The sequence below is a fragment of the Aeromonas sp. 600282 genome, assembly GCF_049175755.1.
GTDB classification, from domain to species: Bacteria; Pseudomonadota; Gammaproteobacteria; order Enterobacterales; family Aeromonadaceae; genus Aeromonas; species Aeromonas veronii_A.
In genome coordinates this window covers 1-21,055 of the sequence record NZ_JAAKVR010000010.1, presented here as the reverse complement: position 1 = coordinate 21,055, position 21,055 = coordinate 1, and the positions used below count along the sequence as shown (strand labels likewise).

The 21,055-nt window shown below is 57.2% G+C and carries 17 protein-coding genes and 2 tRNA genes; 9 read left to right on the top strand and 10 right to left on the bottom strand.

The genetic code is table 11. From position 1 onward, the window contains the following. Positions 1-88 precede the first annotated feature (88 nt). Both G5137_RS10975 and G5137_RS10970 read right to left on the bottom strand, forming a co-directional pair. Positions 89-385: an MliC family protein gene (locus tag G5137_RS10975; protein ID WP_216952978.1), complete on the bottom strand. Its 297-nt coding sequence runs from the start codon at positions 383-385 to the stop codon at positions 89-91. A 97-nt stretch (positions 386-482) separates the two neighbouring features. Beyond that, positions 483-887: an OsmC family protein gene (locus G5137_RS10970; protein ID WP_216952977.1), complete on the bottom strand. Its 405-nt coding sequence runs from the start codon at positions 885-887 to the stop codon at positions 483-485. A 300-nt stretch (positions 888-1,187) separates the two neighbouring features. On the opposite strand from G5137_RS10970, the gene crp reads away from it, so the two are divergent. The 4 genes from crp (at position 1,188) to G5137_RS10950 (ending at position 5,007) form a co-directional block, all read left to right on the top strand. Next, entirely contained in the window at positions 1,188-1,826 is a 639-nt protein-coding gene (gene crp / locus G5137_RS10965) for a cAMP-activated global transcriptional regulator CRP (protein ID WP_005335304.1), read from the top strand. A gap of 124 nt (positions 1,827-1,950) precedes the next feature. Beyond that, positions 1,951-2,751 carry a putative RNA methyltransferase gene (locus G5137_RS10960; RefSeq protein WP_216952976.1) on the top strand — a complete coding sequence of 267 codons (801 nt, stop codon included), beginning with the start codon at positions 1,951-1,953 and terminating at the stop codon, positions 2,749-2,751. A gap of 343 nt (positions 2,752-3,094) precedes the next feature. Next, positions 3,095-4,201, top strand: coding sequence for a porin (locus G5137_RS10955; RefSeq protein ID WP_216952975.1), 1,107 nt, complete (start codon positions 3,095-3,097; stop codon positions 4,199-4,201). A 176-nt stretch (positions 4,202-4,377) separates the two neighbouring features. Next, positions 4,378-5,007, top strand: a complete 630-nt coding sequence (locus G5137_RS10950) for a murein L,D-transpeptidase catalytic domain family protein (protein ID WP_216952974.1) — start codon at positions 4,378-4,380, stop codon at positions 5,005-5,007. 76 nt (positions 5,008-5,083) lie between these two features. On the opposite strand, the gene G5137_RS10945 is transcribed toward G5137_RS10950, so the two are convergent. Next, positions 5,084-5,515 (bottom strand): universal stress protein, encoded by a 432-nt coding sequence (locus tag G5137_RS10945; protein ID WP_216952973.1) that lies wholly within the window; start codon positions 5,513-5,515, stop codon positions 5,084-5,086. A 193-nt stretch (positions 5,516-5,708) separates the two neighbouring features. Between G5137_RS10945 and G5137_RS10940 the strand changes: the two genes are divergently transcribed. Further along, the gene (locus G5137_RS10940; protein WP_216961110.1) at positions 5,709-6,458 is read left to right on the top strand and encodes a substrate-binding periplasmic protein; all 750 of its coding nucleotides are present in this window, start codon (positions 5,709-5,711) and stop codon (positions 6,456-6,458) included. Positions 6,459-6,476: 18 nt separating this feature from the next. On the opposite strand, the gene G5137_RS10935 is transcribed toward G5137_RS10940, so the two are convergent. After that, positions 6,477-6,929 carry an RNA methyltransferase gene (locus G5137_RS10935; protein WP_216954310.1) on the bottom strand — a complete coding sequence of 151 codons (453 nt, stop codon included), beginning with the start codon at positions 6,927-6,929 and terminating at the stop codon, positions 6,477-6,479. Between the two features lie 204 nt (positions 6,930-7,133). Between G5137_RS10935 and G5137_RS10930 the strand changes: the two genes are divergently transcribed. Both G5137_RS10930 and G5137_RS10925 read left to right on the top strand, forming a co-directional pair. Then, positions 7,134-8,225: a PfkB family carbohydrate kinase gene (locus G5137_RS10930; RefSeq protein WP_216961106.1), complete on the top strand. Its 1,092-nt coding sequence runs from the start codon at positions 7,134-7,136 to the stop codon at positions 8,223-8,225. Then, a complete protein-coding gene (locus G5137_RS10925; protein ID WP_216952970.1) occupies positions 8,219-9,127 on the top strand; it encodes a pseudouridine-5'-phosphate glycosidase in 909 nt (302 codons plus the stop codon). Before G5137_RS10930 ends, G5137_RS10925 begins: the two co-directional genes overlap by 7 nt. An 87-nt stretch (positions 9,128-9,214) precedes the next feature. Here G5137_RS10925 and G5137_RS10920 read toward each other — a convergent pair whose 3' ends face one another. The 4 genes from G5137_RS10920 to G5137_RS10905 form a co-directional block, all read right to left on the bottom strand. Beyond that, a complete protein-coding gene (locus G5137_RS10920; RefSeq protein WP_216954309.1) occupies positions 9,215-9,940 on the bottom strand; it encodes a carbonic anhydrase in 726 nt (241 codons plus the stop codon). Positions 9,941-10,290: 350 nt separating this feature from the next. Beyond that, entirely contained in the window at positions 10,291-11,565 is a 1,275-nt protein-coding gene (locus tag G5137_RS10915; RefSeq protein ID WP_421255363.1) for an alpha/beta hydrolase, read from the bottom strand. Positions 11,566-11,991: 426 nt separating this feature from the next. Further along, positions 11,992-12,067: transfer RNA gene (locus tag G5137_RS10910), tRNA-Asn, on the bottom strand. Positions 12,068-12,071: 4 nt separating this feature from the next. Then, positions 12,072-12,147, bottom strand: a tRNA-Phe gene (locus G5137_RS10905). A gap of 265 nt (positions 12,148-12,412) precedes the next feature. On the opposite strand from G5137_RS10905, the gene rraB reads away from it, so the two are divergent. After that, positions 12,413-12,748, top strand: coding sequence for a ribonuclease E inhibitor RraB (rraB, locus tag G5137_RS10900; protein ID WP_216954308.1), 336 nt, complete (start codon positions 12,413-12,415; stop codon positions 12,746-12,748). Positions 12,749-12,804: 56 nt separating this feature from the next. On the opposite strand, the gene G5137_RS10895 is transcribed toward rraB, so the two are convergent. Further along, entirely contained in the window at positions 12,805-14,757 is a 1,953-nt protein-coding gene (locus tag G5137_RS10895; RefSeq protein WP_421255407.1) for an EAL and GGDEF domain-containing protein, read from the bottom strand. A gap of 185 nt (positions 14,758-14,942) precedes the next feature. Here G5137_RS10895 and G5137_RS10890 point away from each other — a divergent pair, with 185 nt between their 5' ends. Continuing rightward, positions 14,943-15,437, top strand: a complete 495-nt coding sequence (locus G5137_RS10890) for a hypothetical protein (RefSeq protein WP_216952967.1) — start codon at positions 14,943-14,945, stop codon at positions 15,435-15,437. A gap of 70 nt (positions 15,438-15,507) precedes the next feature. Here G5137_RS10890 and G5137_RS10885 read toward each other — a convergent pair whose 3' ends face one another. After that, positions 15,508-21,036, bottom strand: a complete 5,529-nt coding sequence (locus tag G5137_RS10885) for a type I secretion C-terminal target domain-containing protein (RefSeq protein WP_421255362.1) — start codon at positions 21,034-21,036, stop codon at positions 15,508-15,510. Positions 21,037-21,055 lie beyond the last annotated feature (19 nt).

The window sequence follows — 21,055 nt, the reverse complement described above, 5'->3', positions numbered from 1 at the left end:
CGTTTTTTGTGGTCTCACAGTTTTGTCCCAGTCTGGTCTTGGCCAGACTGGGACACGAAGCTGCACGCCTTCAGATATCTGTGGACACTTATTTGAGCGTACAGGTAAGCAGCGTAACCCCTTTCTGGGTGAGGAGCGCCTGTTTCTCCTGATTCCAGAAGGTGGTCAGGCCGTCAGAATATTTGGCGCCAGACTCTGACTCCACACGCGCCAGTTTGTGGTAAACCCCGGCATAGGGGAACTGCACCATGTCAGCCTGGGCATCATAGGTAATGGCCAGCATCTCTTCGCCACACTGGTATTGGCTGTATTGATACTGGGTAGGTTGCGGGCTGCTGCACGCCGCCAGACCCAACAGGGGAAGCAGAGCGATCAATTTTTTCATTGCACTTTCCTTATGTGATGGCCTTATGTAATGGCCTTGTGCAGAGGCCTCATGTGACGGCCTTATGCCAGGGTACCAACGAAACAATCGTCAGTTATCAAGCTTCAACAATTTGATAACTATGGGTAATTTGTACCGCTTTTTCCAACATCAGGGAAACAGAACAGTATTTTTCCATCGACAGATCGACCGCTCTGGCCACCTGTTTCTCTGCCAATCCCTTGCCTGTCACCACGAAGTGCAGATTAATCTTCTCGAAAACCCGGGGCACGCTATCAACCCGTTCGCCACTGACCTCGACATGACAAGCGGTCACCGACTGGCGCGCTTTTTCTAGGATGGAGACCACATCAATAGAGCTGCAGCCACCGACCGCCAGCAGGATCATCTCCATCGGGCTGGCCCCCTCACCGGGGTTGGCTCCATCCAGGATCACCTTGTGACCGGATTCACTCTCACCCACAAACTTCATCCCTTCCACCCAGCTGACCTTGGCTTTCATCTCGCACTCTCTCCTGTTAATCGTGATGATGGATCCCTAGCATAACCCAGTCGCTTATCTCTGCCGAACAGGGGGAGTTGGGATGGAAATAGATCAAAATCAACATCTCCGACCTCTATCTTCCCTAGAATGGCCGAAGCAGCGCAGCAGGCATTACCCAAAGGGCTCTTGCAAAAGGGCGCAAAGCCTTGTCAGCACAGACAAAGGCTCTTATCCTACTGCGACTAATACAAGGAATGGCAAGATTGGCAGCTTGCCCGGACGCACAAGTCCATAAAAAGACACTACAGAGGAATTCTCATGGTTATTGGCAAACCGCAAAGCGATCCCACCCTGGAATGGTTCTTGTCGCACTGCCACATTCATAAGTATCCCGCGAAGAGCACCCTGATCCATGCGGGTGAAAAAGCGGAGACCCTCTACTACATCGTCAAGGGCACTGTGGCCGTCTTGATCAAGGACGATGAGGGCAAAGAGATGATCCTCTCCTATCTGAACCAGGGTGACTTCCTGGGCGAGATGGGGATGTTCGAGGAGAACGAGAATCCCGAGCGTTCCGCCTGGGTTCGCGCCAAAGGCTCTTGCGAAGTGGCCGAGATCTCTTACAAGAAGTTCCGCCAGCTGATCCAGGTCAACCCGGACATTCTGATGCGTCTCTCTGGCCAGATGGCCAAGCGCCTGCAGCACACCAGCCAGAAAGTGGGTAACCTCGCCTTCCTGGATGTGACCGGCCGGATCGCCCAGACTCTGCTCAACCTGGCCAAGCAGCCAGATGCCATGACCCACCCGGATGGGATGCAGATCAAGATAACCCGTCAGGAGATCGGCCAGATCGTCGGCTGCTCCCGTGAAACCGTGGGCCGCATCCTCAAGATGCTGGAAGAGCAGGAGCTCATCTCTGCTCACGGCAAGACCATTGTGGTATTTGGCACTCGCTGATGACCCGTCCGCAGGGCTGACTGAGGCCTTGGGATAAAAAAGGCTGCTACGGCAGCCTTTTTTATCCTCTCCCCTATAATCCCGAACGCCCTTCACTGTTCCGGCATTCGCCCAGAGAGTTACTATGCACCTTCAATGTCCCCGTTGCCGCAGTCCGCTCCATCTTCATGAAGCCTCCCAGGGGCGCTATTGCGACAACAAGCATCACTTCGATCCGGCACCGGAAGGTTATCTGGATCTCATCCCCGGCAAGAAAAACCCCAAAGACAGCGACAGCCGTGCCCTGATGCGCGCCAAGCACCATTTCCTGGAAGCCGGCCACCAACTGCCGCTGGTCGAGGCCATGGCCTCCCTGCTCGCTCCCCTTGCCCCACAAGAGCTGGTTCATCTGGGATGTGGTGAAGGCTACTACTGCCGCGCGCTGGCAGAGCGCCTGCCCGGCTGGCAGTTTGCTGGGGTTGATATCGCCAAGAACACCATCTTTGCCGCCAAAAAAGCGCAGCCGGACGGCCAGTTTGTCATTGCCGATCCCGCTCGCGCGCCGTTGCAACCGGGCTCTGCTCAGGTGCTGCTGGTCAACGATCTCAAGGTCAAGACGGAACAGCTGGTCAGCTGGCTGGCCCCCGGTGGCTATCTGCTCTATCTGCAGCCGGGCCCGCGTCATCAGTGGCAACTGCGGGTCAGCCTCAATCCGGTGAGTATGGAACACCCTTTAAGCTGGCCCTCGCTTGCCGGTCTCCGGCTGGTAAGCCAGGAGCGCTGCCAGTTCCCTATCTCTATGGATCAGACCATGCGCGCCTTTATTCTGGAGACAAGCCGTCTCGGCTGGCGCGCCAACGGCGAACAGCGCCATGCCTTTATCCAGCAAGGTCCGGCACAGCTGGAACAGGATTTGCTGATGACACTGTGGCAAAAAGCAAGCTGACCGCCTGACAGGAGCACGGCAAGTGCTCCTGTCCCATTTTCCTCCCGCCACTCTTCTCCCCCTTCGTGATTCGCCTCACAACTTGAGTCATCGACCTTATTGGTCAGGCCAGCTTTAATGTCAAAACAGCCAATAGAGAATAATTCATTGAATTTAATCTCTTTTTAACCTGTCAAAAAACGTCATATCCAGTATCAACAGCGCCCTTCAGCACCAAATTAAACGACGACAGATTCAGGCCCAGTCAAGGTTCAAGCGCCTACCGTGTGGCTATCGGACCCTTTCCGATTTCCATAGAACCGACCACAGGTTCGGAAGTGTTTACATCAGAGGAAATAAGGATATGAAAAAGTCTGCACTGACTATGGCCATCTCCAGCTTGCTGCTGGCCAGTGGCGCCCACGCTGCTACCGTTTACAACCAGAACGACACCAAGCTGGATATCGGTGGCCGTGCCCAGGGTGCCTACTACGGCACTGACAACAACAGCGCCGAAGGAGATCAGAGCTACTTCCGTCTGCACGTTGCTGGCGAGACCAAGATCGCTCCCGAGATGAAGGCATTCGGCTTTGCCGAATACAACCTGCCGACCTCCGGTTCTGACAACGATGAACTGCGTTACGCCTATGCCGGCATCCAGCACGATCGCTTCGGTGCCTTCAGTTATGGCCGTCAGGATGGTCTGTTCACCAAGGCCGTAAACAACTATACCGACGTACTGCCCGAATGGGGTGGTGATGGCCTGGGCAAAGATACCGAAGTATTCGGTACCGGCCGTACCAACGGTCTGGCTCAGTACATCTTCAACTACGAAGGTCTGACTCTGGGTGCCCAGTTCACTGGTAACAATAACCCGCAAAATGCTGGCCGCAGCGCCATTGCCGAGTCCTTCAACGGTAACCTCTACAACGGTGAGAGCTGGAACAGCACTGGTTCCAAAGAGGGCTTTGCCTTCTCTGCCAACTATGACTTCGATATGGGTCTGAGCCTGGGCGCTGCATACAACCAGGCTGGCAAAACTGCCGAACAGGCCCGCTACGCAGCCTTTGGCGGCGAGAAAGATGCCAAGCTGATGGGCTTCGGTGCCAAATATGCTGCAGGCGACCTCTATCTGGCGGCAACCTATTCCCACGGTGAGAACCACCTGTTCGTCAACAACGGCTACGCCGAGAAGATGGATGGTTACGAAGCCGTTGCCCAGTACACCATCGGCAAGTTCAAGCCTTCTCTGGCTTACCTGCGCACTGACGTCAAAGATACTGCCCACGGCATTGACGACACCTACACCGAGTACGTATCCATCGGTGCCTGGTACAACTTTACCGAGAACTTCAACGCCTACGTTGACTACAAGCTGAACCTGCTTGACTCTGTTGATGGCAAGTCCACCAACTCTCTGGGCAAGAACACCGACGACGTTGTTGCTGTCGCCCTGCAGTACAACTTCTAAAAGGTTGACTGTCGGTTATACCCTGTGAAACCAATGTCTACTGTTTGAATTTCTTCCGGCCGCTCTGCGGCCGGTTTTTTATTGCGCGTTTTCAGCACCTTGCATATAACTATCGAGCGGATAGCTGTAATTTCAGCCCGTTGGACAAGCAAGGATGCGCAAAGAGGGGAGCAGGGATGACAGAGTTACTCGGAAAACGGTGGGGGCCACTGTGGCCAGTGTTACTGTTGCTGGTGAGCATCGGCTGGAGCGGGAATAGCGCCGCCAGTAGTGAGCGCAACCTCTATCAGCAGCTTGGGCTGGCCGGCAAACTCGACAGACAAACCTTTCAAAAAGCCCTTGTCAGCTATCAAAGCGTACGCAGCAAGCAAAAATCCATCCTGACCATCATTGATTACAGCAAGCCTTCGACTCAGCGCAGGCTGTTCGTCATCGACATGAAACGTCACAAACTGCTTTATCACACCTGGGTAAGCCATGGCCGCAACTCAGGTGAACTAGCCGCAGAGCGCTTTTCCAACCAGCTCAACTCCCGACAAAGCTCCCTCGGCGTCTATCGTACCGCAGAAACCTACTTGGGCAAGCATGGCTACTCCCTGCGGCTGGATGGGCTCAGCCCCGGCAAAAACTGCAATGCCCGCAAACGTGCCATCGTGGTGCATGGCGCCGCCTATGCCAGCCCAAACCATCTGCGCAAATATGACAAACTGGGCCGCAGCTGGGGCTGTCCCGCCCTGCCAAAGGAACAAGCCAGGGCCATCATAGATACCATAAAAGGGGGCAGTGTCATCTACGCCCACGGCTAGCGGGCACAACACCATAAAACACAAGGCCAGCAATCGCTGGCCTTGTTTGTCACGCTCTCATACTAAACGGGACGAGTTATTGGCGCACCACCAGGACCGGGCACGGAGCATGACGCACCACGGATTCGGCAACGCTGCCTACCAGCAGATGGCTGATGCCGGAGCGGCCGTGACTCCCCATAACGATCAGTTCAACCTCGTCTTCCTTGGCCTGGATAATGATTTCATCCGCTGCCCTACCAAAGCGAATATCAAACGTTGCCGGAATAGGCAGGGTGGCAATCAGCTCTTTGAGTTGGGCTCTGGCCTGACGCTCCATTTCGTGAGTGATCTCAACGGCTGTCATATGAAGAATTTTGTAACTGTCAAAGCCGTGCAGTTGGTCTACGACATGGATCAGCTTGAGCTGGGCCTCATGGCTCTGCGCCATGAATACGGCATAGTCGAGTACCGCCCGGGACATTTGGGAAAAATCGACAGGACAAAGCAGAGTTTTGATCGATGGCATAATGCAGTCTCCTCTACTGATTGGGGTACTATTGAATCTTGAGTTCATCATAACCATCAGATTGAAAATAACTCTCGACCCTGTCGCAAAATGAACATCAGGGATTTTTTCTGTACGCCGTCGCCATCAATGCCATGGTATAAAGTAGGGTATCAGTGTTTTTTCCTCTGCCCCAGCGAGGCCAGCTCTGACCATGCTACGCATCTGTCTGTTGCTCTGTTGTCTGTTCACTGCGGCGAATTGCCGGGCAGAGTCTATTGACGTTTATTGCGATGATTGGCCCGGTTTTTGTCAAAAGGATGGCAAAGGCCTCTATCTGGATCTGGTGCGAGCCATCTACCAGCCTCACGGCTATCAGGTAACCCCCCATATTGTGCCCTATAAGCGCGCTCTCGCTGTCATTGCAAAAAAAGGGGGAGATATCGCCATGGGGGTATATCGCGATGAAGTATCCGGCGTCCAGCAATCTCGCTATCCGGCATCAGCGGATGACCTGACCGTGTTCATGCTCAAGAAATGGCAACCCCAGTGGCAAGGGGAGAAAAGTCTGGAAGGGCAAACCGTGATATGGCGGCGGGGCTGGGCATTCGACAAGTACATTGCGGTCACCATGCAGTGGCATGAAATTGACAGCGATGAGCTGGCCCTGCAACTGCTTGGTAAAGAGCGATATCGCTTTTACCTCACTGCCGGCGTGCTCTATGTGGATGAGGCTATCCCTCCCGAGCTGCATCGCGTCTTCCTGCGCTGGATCCCGACCTATCCCATTTTTGCCGATACCCAGCAAGGCAACCGGATGTTACAGCTCTGGGATAAGGGAATGGTTGAGTTGATCCGCAGCGGGGGTCTGGCAGAGATCTATAAGCACTATCAACTCTATGACTACTATCAGGGTTTTATCGAAGAACTGGAACAGAAAGTGGCTGCCAGTCCTGCAGACTGAATGATAACGTTGCGCTAATTACTCTCCCCTCATTCCCTTGGCCAAGCGGTCGTAGAGGATCACATTGACCGAGGCCGCCAGATTCATACAGCCACTGGTCGGCACATAAACCACATCTTTCACCGCGCCATAGAGGGCAGGATCGAGCGTACCATCCTCCGGCCCGAAGATATAAAAAGCGCGTTCCGGATGGACATAGTCGGGGAGCGGTGTAGCGCCGTCGATCAGATCGACCACCACGGGCACGCATCCCTGCGGGATAAACGCCATCAGATCATCCACCCCGAGCAGCGGGATCTTCTCCACCATCTGCTTGGTATCAGTGGCAAAGCGGCGCGCCAGCTCGAAGCGGTTGCCGGTGTAGTAGACCTCGTCCACCCCGTAACAACCCGCAGCCCGCATCACGGAACCGACATTTTCCGGGGACTTGGGATTGACCAACCCCACGCAGCAGAATGCACTCTTTTCCATCATCTCTCCTCATCTTGCGACGGCCATTATAAGCCGTTGCAGGGCCACCGACCCGTTAAAAGTCCCCTCCCCGGCTAAACCGCTTGCCAACCCAGCTTTGAATGTCGATTTTTTGTGCGCAAGCCGACAAATTTTGTACAAGCCGATAGCCAGCAAACGTTTCCCAGCAATAATGGACAAACGTTTGTAAATGGATGTTTGTCTATGACTGAGCGTGAACAAGAGATCCTAGCCCTGCTGCGTCAGGATCCCATGATTGCCCAGCAGGATCTGGCCGATCGCCTCGGCATCAGCCGCTCCGCGCTGGCCAGCCACATCTCCAGCCTGATCCGGCAGGGATATGTGCAAGGCAGAGGTTATGTACTGCGAGAAGGCCCCTACGTAGTGGTGATCGGCGGTGCCAATATGGATATTTGTGGCACCAGCCATGACAACCTGCTGCTCGGCGACTCCAACCCGGGCAAGGTGCGCACCTCGGCAGGTGGTGTTGGCCGCAATATCGCCGAGAATCTGGCGCGGCTCGGCAGCGACACCCGGCTGCTTACAGCGGTCGGCAACGACCAGTATGGTCATCATCTGCTGGAGGTAAGCCAGCGGGCCGGCGTCGATGTGCGCCAGACCCTGGTGCTCGATGGCCACACTACCTCTTGCTACCTCAGCCTGCATGATGGCAGCGGCGAAATGAGCTGCGCCATCAACGACATGGCCATCATAGAGCAGCTCACCCCTGCCCGCCTGACCCCGCTCGGTGGCTTTCTCGGCGGTGCCCGGCTTTGGGTGCTCGACACCAATCTGGCCATCCACACCCTCGACTGGCTGTTCGAGCGGCAGGGAGAGCACGCCATCTTTGTCGATACCGTTTCGGTGGCCAAGGTGGAGAAGATCCGCCCCTGGCTCGGCAAGATCCACACCCTCAAACCCAATCGCAGTGAAGCCGAGCAGTTGTGCGGCATGACCATCGCCGGGCCCGAAACCTGGCCCATGGTGGCCGCCTGGTTCCACCGCGCCGGGGTCAAGCGACTGTTCCTCAGTCTGGGTGAACAGGGGATCTTTTACAGCGATGGCGAGCAACAGGGCCACCTGCCTGTGCTGGGTAGTCCGGTGCTCAACGTCACCGGCGGCGGGGATGCCTTTATGGCTGGCCTCGCCCACGCCTGGCTGCAAGAGCTCGACATTGCCCAAACCACCCGCTTTGCCTTGGGCTGCGCCGCCCTCACCGTCAATTGTTCCGATACCGTTTTTTCCGGTCTGAGCAAGACCGCCGTTGACCGCATACTGGAGGAGTACTCATGCTGAACGCTTACCTCGATATCCAACCGGAAGTGGCTGCCGCGCTAGCTGCTGGCAAACCGGTGGTTGCCCTCGAATCCACCATCATCTCCCACGGCATGCCCTATCCGCAGAACGTGGAGACGGCCCGTCAGGTGGAGCAGGTGGTGCGCGATAACGGATCCATTCCAGCCACCATCGCCATCCTCGATGGCCGCCTCAAGGTGGGACTGGATGCCGGTGCGCTGGAGGCCCTCGGTCGGGCTGGCCATGCGGTTACCAAGTGCAGCCGCCGCGACATTCCGTTCGTGCTGGCACGCAAGGGGATGGGGGCCACCACGGTCGCCTCCACCATGATCATCGCCGCCATGGCGGGGATCCGGGTCTTTGCCACCGGCGGGATCGGCGGGGTACATCGCGGTGCGCAGGAGACCTTCGATATCTCAGCCGACCTGCAGGAGCTGGCACAAACGCCGGTGGCCGTAGTCTGCGCCGGAGCCAAGTCGATACTCGATATCGGGCTGACCCTGGAGTATCTGGAGACCCAGGGCGTACCGGTGATCGGCTATCAAACCGAGGAGCTGCCAGCCTTCTACACCCGCGAGAGCGGCTTCAAGGTCGATTATCGCCTCGATACCCCGGCGGCCATCGCCGAGGCGCTGCGCCTCAAGTGGGAGCTGGGACTGGCGGGCGGCGCCGTGGTGGCCAACCCCATCCCGACCGCACACGCCATGCCGAAAGCTGATATCGACGCAGCCATTGCCCAAGCGCTGCGTGAAGCGGATGAGCAGGGGATCAAGGGCAAGGCGTCAACCCCCTTCCTGCTGGCCCGCGTCTGCGAGCTGACCGGCGGCAACTCACTGGCGGCCAACATTCAGCTGGTACTGAACAACGCGGCGCTTGGCGCCCGCATCGCCGCCGCGCTTTAATTGCACACCGATACCTCGCCATGTAAAAGAGGGCCTCGCGGCCCTCTTTGTTGTTTTTGCTATCTGCAGCGCTATTGCAACGCTGTGTTATTGCAGTACCACGCGCCCATTGAGGGGCTGCACCGGTCGGTTGTTGGGGTGGTGCATCACCGCCTTGAAGGCGTCGATCTGGGCCTGACTGACCTCAACCGGCTGCTTCATCACCAGCCAGCGCACCCCTTCCGAGCAGGGAGGCGTTGTAAGGGAACCGCTGAAGCGATAGTAGTCATGGCTTTCCGGCAGCAGTTGCTCAGCAGAGAGCGGCGCCTTGAGGGCCTGGATCTCCCCCACCTTGGCAGGTAATGCACTCCAAGCTGCCGCCAGCGCAGGATTGGCCTTGCCAGCCTCGAACATCACCGCCACCACGGCGATCTCTTCCTTGTCACTGACGTGCACCAGATGCCCTTCCAGCGGATAGGATTTGCCCTCGATGAGGTTTTCACTCGGGGCGTGGAAGTGGAACTGCTTGAGCTCAAACCTGGTGCCATCGAGTTGCAAAATGCTGCCCGGGGCATAACCGACCTGCACGGTATGACCATTGTTGACCACTGTGTTGCCACCCGCCTGATAGTGGAGTACCAGCGGGGCCAGTTTGGCCTCGACCAATCCGTTCAGGTCAACCGGCGACTGATTGCTACCCGCACACTGGCCAAACTCAGGGGTCAGCTTGGCCCAGTGGGTAGGCCCCGCCTCACCGCTATATTCCCAATGGGGGGTGGCAGCAAACACGACAGGGCACAGCAACAGGGAGCAGGCCAACAGAGACTTTCTCATCATACATCCTTATCTTGATTGAAAAGCACGACCATCCCCTACCCCGGATTGCGGGGCATGCAGAGATGGCATATCTGATACGCGGGATACAGAGCGGTAGAGCGACTTTCTAATGGTAACGAGCACGAGTTGGTCAATCGGTTTGACCGCGGCTCAATACAGAGTCGTTTGGCAAGTATATGGTGAGGGATCGGCAGAAACAGTGAAAGAGGGGGAAATTAATCAGCCGGCTATCCACTCATCGTCTGGCAGGCGCGGGGCAAGGTTCAGGGCGTCACGCTTTCATAACAACCATCCATAACAATCATCGCGGGAGTCCGGACTCCCGCGATGATTGCCGATAACGACAATTAACGGTCGCGATTCAACGCGATCAGACGATCAAGAATCTCTTCACCATCGGCGCGCAAACCGTTGTGCTCATATTCATTGGTGATCCAGGCACGACTGTTGCCAAGGCCACGCAGAGTTTCGCGACTGTAGTCAAACTCCACATACATATCCTCGGGATAGACGGCGCAGGCTACCGGCACCTTGTTGCGGGCAAGCTGTGCCGAGTCATAGAGCGCCCCCCAGTCAGCCTTGTTGGCCAACTGATGGGCAGCCTCTTTCAGGGGCAGCAACTCGCGGAACTGCTCGAACATCCAGGGGTAAACCATCTCGCCGGTGAAGGCGAAATCCTTGCCGGGTGCCCAGTTCACCGCCGGGAATTCCCCCCTGACCCGGGCGGCGGCCCAGCGAGTCGCCTCCCCTTCGGCATAGATAGCTTCGTGCAAGATGGCAAACAGCGGGTTGGTATTGAATGGCTGCATGCTCTGCACCTGATAGAGAAAGGCCGGGCTCAGCTTGTCACCGATAAAGGCCTCCTCCAGCAGGTAATAAAGCTCCTCAAAGGCACCCGTAGCGCCGAGATCCAGCCCTTGCTGCTGGAACTGCTCCACCGTCAGGCGCTGGCCGTTGGGCAGTCGCACATCGTGCTGGTGCAGATGGTTGGCCAGCCGGTTGGCAATCCCCTGAGCGTGGGGGAAGCGGGCGAAGAAGGCGCGGTTCTTGTCGGCCACCCGCTGGTAGGTGGCGCGGTAAACCTCCTCGGCACTGCGGCCGATCGGCGCGATACCGCCGGTGATATAGACCTCCCGCAGACTGTCAGGGAAAAACGAGAGATAGGTCAGGCAGCAAAAGCCGCCAAAGCTTTGCCCCAGCAGGCTCCAGCGATGCTTGGGGCTGAGCTCCTGCCGGATGAACTCGGCATCTTGCACTATGCTGTCGGCGCGAAAATGGCTGAGATACTCCGCCTGCTCGGTCGGTGTCATTTTGGCCAGAATATGCCCATGGATGGGGCTCGACATCCCGGTGCCACGCTGATCCAGCAGCAGCACTCTGAACTCCTGCAACGCCCGCTTGAGCCAACCACTGTTAGCCGTCGGGCGCGGCGCCCCGAATCCCGGCCCACCTTGCAAAAACAGCAGCCAGGGCAACTTCTCATCGAGTTTGTCTTTGCAGCAGAGGGTGCGGGCAAACAGGGTAATGCTGTCACCATCCGGCTCCTCATGATCGAGGGGAACGGTAAAAAAGTGCGGCTCGCAATGAATGCCGTCCAGTACATAGCTCAAGGGGCTGTTCATCTGGGATCTCTCCGTCAGGATGGGAACATCATTGACCCCATCATATCCTCGCCCAGCCACAGGGTCACTCCGGTTTTCCAAAATGTTAACAATGGCTTAAAGGTCGAAACATCACCAGACAAGCAGCTCTTCAACGGTGCTGAATTAATTGTTTTGCGGGGGAGATTGACGCCATGGCGCCATTCAACAAAGATGGCTCGCCTGCACAGGAGTGCAGCCATTCAGGCCGACAAAATAGATAAGGGAATGTGATGAAACCGAAGTGGATCAGGGCCAGAAAAAGAGAGAAGAAGCCATGCCCTGGCAGCATGCTGCAGACCGGAATGCTGCTGTTCAGTGCCACCTGTAGCGCGACGCTCTTTTTGGCAGCATGCAACAGCAACTAGAAATGAAAAAGCCCGCTCAATTGAGCGGGCTTTTCGAATTTGGCTCCTCCTACTGGACTTGAACCAGTGACATACGGATTAACAGTCCGCCGTTCTACCGACTGAACTAAGGAGGAATTGTGGTGCCCAGAGACGGAATCGAACCGCCGACACGGGGATTTTCAATCCCCTGCTCTACCGACTGAGCTATCTGGGCAACGGCGCGCATTAAACCCTTTCCAGCGCAGAGTGTCAACCATGATGGCACGATAAAAAGCACGTTCGCTCAACAACTGAACGCAATGAACGGTTATTAGCCGTTTCGGAGCAGAAATCTGCCTAACCGTGACCCGTCTCATATATGAATGATCACCAAACCGCGGGAAATCACGGCCTCTATAGCTTTGCCACATTGAGCCGAATCCACTCTGCGAGTATGCTTTGCCGCAATGATACCGCCTGGAGGCAACATGAGTCTGAATATGCAAGAGTGGCGTGAAGAGACCACCGAGATCGTCAACGAACTGCTGGCCGATGGCAGCAATCCCGATGCGGATTACGACATCGAGCACCACTTCGCCTGCCAGGATTTCGACCGTCTGGAAAAAGCAGCGGTTGACCTGTTCAAGGCCGGTTTTGAAGTGACCGATGCCGAAGAGATGGAACTGGATGACGGCGCAACCATCTTCTGCTTCGATGCCACCATCGAGTGCAAGCTGGATGTCGAAGCCATCGTTGCCGATATCGAAAAGATGCTGCCCATCCTGGAAAAATACGGGGTGGACTACGATGGCTGGGGCACCTACTTTCAGGATTGATCCCTGCCACAAACAGAGAGGCCACCTGCGGGTGGCCTCTCTGTTATTGCAGACTGTCACAAATAACTGGCGGCAAACTGCTCGGGCGGCAACGGGGGGCTGAACAGATAACCCTGTAGCCGATCACACCCCGCCTGGGTCAGCCACAACTGTTGCTCGACGGTTTCCACCCCTTCTGCAGTAATGCAGATCCCCAGCTCATGGCCAAGTCCGATGACCGATCTCACGATGGCGGTGGTGGCACTGTTGCTGACCAACCCCTGGGTGAAGCTGCGATCCAGCTTGAGCGTGGCGACCTTGAGCCTTGGCAGATAGGCCAGCGAGCAATACCCGGTACCGAAATCATCGATGGCCAGTTGAAAACCGGCGGCGATCAGGTTATCCAGGTTGGTCTCGATCTCATCGGCATTCTCCATCAAGACTCCTTCAGTGATCTCCAGCTCCAGCTGGCCTGCATTCAGACCATGACGGGCAATGCAGCCCTGCACCTGCTTGCAGAGCGCCGGATCACGAAACTGCAACGGCGAAAGGTTGATGGAGAGTACCATATCCGGCTGATCGGTTTGCCACTGGGCCAACTGAGCACACCCCAACTCCAGCATCAGTTGACCAAGTTGGCCGATGATCCCCATCTCTTCGGCCAGTGGAATAAATTCTTCCGGCGAGATCATGCCAAGTTCAGGATGCGGCCAGCGGCAAAGCAATTCTGCACCACAAAGCTGATGGGTTGTGCTGCTGATAATGGGTTGGTAGACGGCAACCAGCTGGGATGACTTGATGGCGAGCGGTAACTGGGCGGCGATCAGTTGACGCCGCTTGAGCCGGGCGTGCAGCGCCGGATCAAACAGAGTGCAGTACTGCTGCTGCCGCTTGCCCTGCGCCAGCGCCGCTTCAGCATGGCTGAGCAACCGCTCGGCATCGCTTGCCCGCCCCTGAGCCAGCCCCAGAAACACCGGGATCTGGATACGATGCTCTTCCACCTGATAGTACTCCATCAACTGCTGCTGCAGATGCTGGTTCCACTCCTGCAACGGCTCGTTGAAATCGGGGAGTAACAGACAGAAGTCATCGGCAGCCACCCGGCAGAGCAAGGTTCGCGGCGGAACCAATTGCTGTAGTCGCTTGGCCACCTGGCTCAGCAGGCGATCAGCAATCCGGATCCCGAAGCGATCGTTAACCTCACGAAAGTGGTGCAGATCGACCAGCACCAGTGTGGCGCTGCGGCCCCCCAAATGGCGGCTGGTCTGCAAGAAACGGGAGAGTTTGAGCAGCCCGGTGAGGCTGTCGTAGTGCTGCTCCTGCTGCAACTGTGCCTGAGTGGTGCGCAAGCCAGTGATATCGCGCCCCAGCGTCAGGATCCCGAGGGAGTGACCATCCCCATCGGGGACATCGACCCGGGTGATCTCCATGTGCCGTCCCTGCCCTCTGGCATCCAGCAGACAACATTCGCCGTGGCCCATCCCTTGGGGTGCCGCCAGCCGGAACGGCAGCTGCTGACCCAGCACCTCATTCGCCCCCTGACCAATAAAGTCGAGAAACGCCTGGTTGCACTCCAGCAACACACCGTTGTGATCATCGAAACGGATCAGGTCAGGGATGGCATCGAGCAGAAAACGCTGCAACACCTGCTGTTTTTTGACCGTCTGTTCCAGGTGCTTGCGCTGGGCAATCTCGTTGACCATTCCGAATACGGCATATGGCTCACCCTGAGCCGTGTAAAGCGGGATCTTGTGCACCTCCATCCAGCAGGTCTCACCACCCCGATTACAGTGCAACTGTTGATGAAGCAAGGGAACGCCCCCCGTCAGCAACTGCGCGTCCTCGGTACGAAATACATCGCCCCATGGCATCTCTGCATCACTCTTGCCGACCACCTCGGCGGGTGAACCCAGCTTGGCCTCAATGGCAAATTCACGATTGGCAAACAGGTAGCGACCATGCCTATCACGACAGAAGATACTCATTGGCAACTGGTCGATGATCTGCTGAAGCAGATCCGGGGTAAGCATGTTGGTCACAGGGGCGCTTATGGAGGAATTTCGAGCAAATCTATGATAGCAAACCAATTTTGTAAAGCACCCCCGGTAACCCCTCCATTTACACCGATGCAGCACGCATGCTGACAGAGGTTGTCGCTCAGGTGATAATAGGCACCGGTTGGCCAATGGCCTGATAAATGGACGAGAGAAGCAAGATGAAAAAGATGATGGGGTGCGCATTGGCGCTGCTGCTGGCAGGTTGTGCTGGCGACAATAACGGTGGTGAGGAGTATCGCTACAACCCGCCGGTCGCCAAGGCGACCAACAATACCCAGGAGATGGCGATCCCGGTGGATCTGGTGTGGGCTCGCGCCGAAAAGTGGTTCACCGACCACGGCCTCACCATCGAAAACAGTCAGCGCGGTGCTGGCCTGATGACCGCCAATGTCAACCAGTCGGCCGACGGACTTGAGTGGCTGGACTGCGGCACCATGGGTTCCAAAGTAGCACTGGGCAACCCTGACCTGCAGATCAACCTGATCATCACCCAGAGCGGCAACAGCAGCGTGGCCACCGTCAACGTCAAAGGCAACACCGAGCTGTTCTTTGTGGAATCCTCAGGCGAGCGCGTATCAGCCCCGTCCATCAAGCCGGTCTGCGTCTCCCGCGGCACCCTTGAGCAGAGCCTGTTTGCCACACTCGGCAACTAATTTCGCCTCCCTGCCAAGATAAAAAAAGCGGCAGATTGCTCTGCCGCTTTTTTACTGTCCCGAGTTGGGCTTACTTATCGATATCGAGCATGTTGTTGGTCAGCATGTAATCGATCACTTGGTTGGCAGTAGTACCTGCCCCCCCCGTCAGGCTATCGAAAGTATGGTTCATCAGCACTATTTCCTGAGTCACCGACGCAGTACTGCTCTCCTTGACCTGTAGATGTACCCCTTCATTGTCCTGGAACACCGACAGCAGGCTCTTCAGATCGTTCTGGTTACGAGAACCGTCGTGATCCAACAGGTCGCTCAGATCCAGCTTGTCACCTTCCGCCTTGGAGAAGTCGACCACGTAATCCTTGGCAACGCTGCCTGCGGCGGTATCGCCCTGCAGCCAGGTGAAGGTATCGGCACCGCTATCCCCCTTGAGAATGTCATTGCCAAGCCCGCCAACCAGGATGTCATTGCCCAGACCACCGATCAGGTTATCGTCGCCAAGACCACCAAACAGGGTATCGTTGCCGCTGCCACCGTACAGGGTATCGTTGCCGCTCTCGCCATACAGGGTGTCGTTGCCGGCACCACCGAACAGGATGTCGTTGCCGGCACCACCGAACAGGAAGTCATCGCCACCCTGACCGAACAGGATGTCGTTGCCATCCCCGCCAATCAGCACGTCCGCCTTGTCATTGCTGGAGGACTGATCGAACTCGCTGGCATGGTCCGTGATGTAGTCATGGACCTGGGCATCGGTCACCGAGCCTGCGCCCAGCTTGCCGGCCACATACTGCTTGATGGCCGCGTAGCCTTCACCGTTGATACCGGCGAAGTGGATGGCATCCCCGAACAGGATGTCGTCGCCAGCACCGCCGTCGATCCGGTCACTGCCCGGCAGGTTATTCACCGAGGTGCCCAAGATGGCGTTGGCCAAATCGCTGGCGTTGACGCCGGTCATGATGACGCCGTCAGAGTCATAGGACTTGAGATCGTTGTAGGAGATGTTGGCCCCCAGTCCGATCGCTTCTACCGTAACCCCCATCCCAGTAAGCAGCCCAAAACCTGCTACCGAGTTATTGATAGTTGAGCTGGAGGTAGTGCCGCCATCACCATCCAGTGTTGAGTAGGTATATCCCCCCCTACCATCCGGACGCATAAAACCGATCGGGTTGCTGTATCTACCATCGGCATACACTCGGCCAGCGCTGTCGATGATGGTGTAGCCATTGGAGCTATATACCCGACCCGGAATATAGGTGCCACCAAGCAGACTGTTGAGATAGACGTCATAGCTGCTACCTGAGAAATTCAATACCCTCGGGTTGGAGCCTTCGTTACCGAGGTAATAAGTTGGCTGACCATCGGTAATGAAATAGGACAGATTCTTGGCATTACTGTTACTTTGAGCCGTAGAACTACTGAACCAGTTAGCAACCGTCTTGAACACATCTTCATAGTTGGTCCCCCCTCCGCTACTCATGGAATCGATTACAGCCTGCAGCTGATTCAAGGCATTGCTGTCTTTCAGGTTCACACTAATACTGGCATTCGACAGAGCATCAAAGTCAACCAGCATGATGTTGACTGTACCAGCCCCTTCGCTACCTGCGCTCGCTTTGAGGCTGGCGAAGATCTGTGCCAACTGGCTCTTGATGGTGTTCATGGCGCTGGTGCCGATACTGCCCGAGCTGTCGACCATAAAGGCGATGTTGTAGTTCTGGCCCGGCAGTACCACGCTGCCATCCAGATCCCCGACCACGATATTGTGCTCGTTGCCATAGGTGCGGTTCTGATCGCCCGGCTCCCCTTCGGTGGAAAGGAAGTAGCTCATGCGGATCGAATCCTGATCCGATGCACTGCTGGTCTGATCGGTCGCCACTTCCTTGGCAATGGCTTCTACCTTGAGGTCGAACTGGCCGGCACTGCTGCCCGGCACCCGCAGGGTCAGACCGGTCAGTTTGACGTCCAACGCGCTCTGGTTCCACAGACCGGTCAGCGTCAGCGTGCCATCGGCCCCCACGGTACCTAGCACGGTGGAGCCCTGATAGAGGGTCGACCCCATCGGCATGCCGGTCAGCACCAGGCTGTCGAACTGCTCGCTACCATCACGGTCGGTCAGGGAAGCAGTGATCTCGAGCGGGTAATCCACCACACTCGGCTGTACCGCCGTCAGGGTGCCGTCGGTCTGGTTGAACTGGTAAATGCCGTCATCAAACTGCACCAACTCGATGTCGTAGAGCGACTTACTGATGGTGACGCCGTTCTCCTTCACCAGGAAGTTGAAACCGCCGTCACTTCTGCGCTCGATGACATAGTTGGCACGCGAACCCATCAGTACGGCCAGGTCGGTACCGGCGCCGCCAAACAGGGTGTCGCCACCCAATCCGGCCACCAGGATATCGTTGCCGGTACCGCCGTCGAGGGTGTCACCTGAGGTGGAGTTGCCACCGACCAGCACGTCATTGCCAGCACCGCCGACGAAGTAATCGCCGCCGCCCTTCACGCTGACGATATAGTCATTGCCGTTGCCGCCCACCACTTGATCCTGACTGGTGGTGCTGTCGGTCAGACTATTGGTGATGCCAAAGTTGCCCTTGTTGAAGTTGCCGCTCTGGAACGCCCCGGTGGAGATGCCGGACGACGGGTACTGGGTATAAAGCGGGACGCCGTTGCCGGTCAGGCTGATGTCGACCACCGGCTTGTCCGCGACCGCCGTGATATCGATCACCAGCTTGCCTGAGTTACTCAGGTTGGCACCATCGCTGATCTGGTAACCCAGAGTGGCGTAGTCCCCTTGCTGGTTGCCCGTCGTCGTACCGCCACCATTGAGGGCATTGCTGCTGGATTCATTGAGACTAGGCACAAAGCGCAGATGGCCGCTGTCGATATCGGCGTAGGAGACAAGATCCCCCACCTTCACTGCAATCCACTGGCCAGCAGCGTTCAGGTATTCCAGCTTGCCGCTCAGCGGCAGGGTGTTGATCTGCACGCTCAGGTCAGAAGCGGCCTGATCATCGCTGGCACCAAACTGGGCCCACTTCAGCACCAGTGGCGCGTCCTCCTTGCCGGCACTGTAGCCACCCGTGGTCACCGGCGCCCGATCGTTGTCCACTATGGTGCCGGTCCCGCTCTGCCCACCGATGGTCACCGAGAGGGTCTCGTTCGTTTCGACCAAGCGATCGTTCACCGTCGGGATGGTCACAGTGAAGTCCGACACGCCGGCTGGTACCGTGATCTTGCCGGTAGTGCTGTTATAGGTCACACCATTGCTGAACTGGGCATTGCCCCAATCCTGGTTGGAGGCGGAGTTGTTACCCGAACCACGAATGGCGAAATCGTATTCAGTCGCTTCCTGGGTCGCATCTGACAGGGTGACTTTGTGCAGCAGATTGCCCCCTTCGGTTACGCTCTCGCTGGAGACTCCCTGAACCAGCGGCGTGAAGAGAGGCTTGGTTGCAAAGGAGCCAATGCTGGCGTCGCCGTCACCATCCACCACCCGGACCTGGAAGTCGATGTCGCCATCACCCAGAGGTTTGGACATGCGCTGATACTGGAAGAACTCCCACTTGCCTGTGGCCGGCGTAAACTCCAGCTTGAAGATGAGGTTGCCGTCCGCATCCTTCCCGACCAGGGTATTAGCGCCGCTGGCGGTGATGGCGATGGCAGAACCGGAAGCCGTTCGCAGACCATTTTCGAAGGTTGCCGGGTCCATTACCAGCCCGATGGAGCCCTTGCCATCCGCCCCCCACTGCGGGGTCACGGTGCCAGAACCATAGGCAATTGCCTGCGCCGTGTTGGAACCGAGGAACTCGATGCTCTGTACGGTGAAGTCGCTGTTGTCGGAGGTATTGGTGCTGCCGTTGTTGGTCGCCTTGATCACCATGGTATCAAAGCCACCCTGCTGCACCTGGAAGTTCTGGTTGAACTCCCCACCCGATGCGTTGGAGTTGAATACCAGGGTACTGATCAGTACACCACCGCGATAGAACTCCACGACCCCGCTCTCCAGCTCGCCGCCAAACATCTTGCTGAACTTGATGTTGGCGCCGTAGGCAACCTTGCCCGCATCCAGCCTGACGATCAGCTGCTCGGAGGCGGACGATCCGTCGGCAAAGTGACGGAAGTCAATCTCGTTGGCGAGGTTGTGGTAAGGCGCAGCTCCGCTGGCCACCCCCAGCCCCGAGCTGGAACCGTTGACCACCGCCGTTACCAGTGAGGAGTCTGTTGCCGACTTGAAGCCCAGGGCGCTGATAGTAAAGCCCGCCATGTTCAGAGTGCTCTGGTTGCCACTGTACTTGGTCAGGTCAAAGAGCCCGGTCAGCACGTTCGGAATATCGGTCTTCACCACGGAAACGGCATCGCTGTTGTCAGCAATGGGGGAGTCGTCCTCAACACTGACATCCAGCTTGTCCTTGGTGACGCCGCTGCCATCGGAGACCTCCACATCCAGCTGGAACGACAACTTGTCTTCCGAGGTCGTATCCCCGTGGTCGAGGGGACCTTTGAGGGTCACGTCATAGGTCCACTCACCCTTTCCACTGGCATTGGGTGCCGTCAGCTTGACCTCGACCACAGCCTTGTAATCGGCGCCGCCAATCACCCCTGTGTAGCCAACCAGCGTCTTGCTGCCCGCATCCCAGCTCCACTGGACCTTTGCCCCACCGGACGTCAGCCCGGCCGGTCCATTCAAGGAAATGTTGAGTGTGCTGCTGTCGATGTCGCCCACCGAGAGGGTACCGGACGCCTTGATGGCATTGGTGGTATCCGGATTGCCGACCGTGTCGGCAATGCCGTTTGCCAACCCCTCTTCAGAGACGACAACCCCGTTGGAGATGGTCAGCGTCGGCAGATCGTTGACCGCATCCACCTTGATGGTCACGGTTGCGGGACTCGCATCCACGGCGCCGTCGTTGTCTACCACCGCATAGTTGAAGCTGGTGTTGCCGTTCCAGTTCGTATTCGGTGTGAAGGTGAGGTTGCCGGCGTCCGCTACCGCAATGCTCTGATCCACTGTCACCGCAACCCCGTTCAGATAGAGGATGCCGTTGGCAGGCAGGCTCTTGATGGTGAAACTCACCACGTTGCCATCAATGTCGCTGCCACTGAGGGTCGGAATGGCGATGCTGGCTGCATCTTCCTGGCCGTTTGCCTGCTTGTTCGCCGTCTCCGGCGCTTCATTCAGGATCTGCGCGTTGTCGCTGCCCGGCTGTGAGACGTTGCCCGCCTTGTCGGTCTGGGTCGCCGTCACCGTCAGCGACTTGCCGTTGGCCGGGGTCGTTTCCGTCCAGCTGATGGTGCCGTTCTGATAGCCGTAGCTCTTGCCATTGCTTGACAGCAGGGTGCCATCGGCCTTGAGCGTCAATTGGACAGTGCTGTTCACCCCGCCATTGTTGATAGTCAGCGTCACCTTGCCGCCCGCAACCAGGTCTGCGTGATTGATCCCGGCACGTACCTGGATCTGATCATTGCCAATCTCGGCCTTGGTCAGCATTTGGTCATTATTGGTGTCATCAACGATGGTCACGGTCGGTGCTGAGGAAGCTACGCTGTCCAGGATCGCCTCTTCCTTGTCGCTCGCCGGGTTGCCCGCCTGGTCGGTCACGTCCGCCTTCACGGTGAAC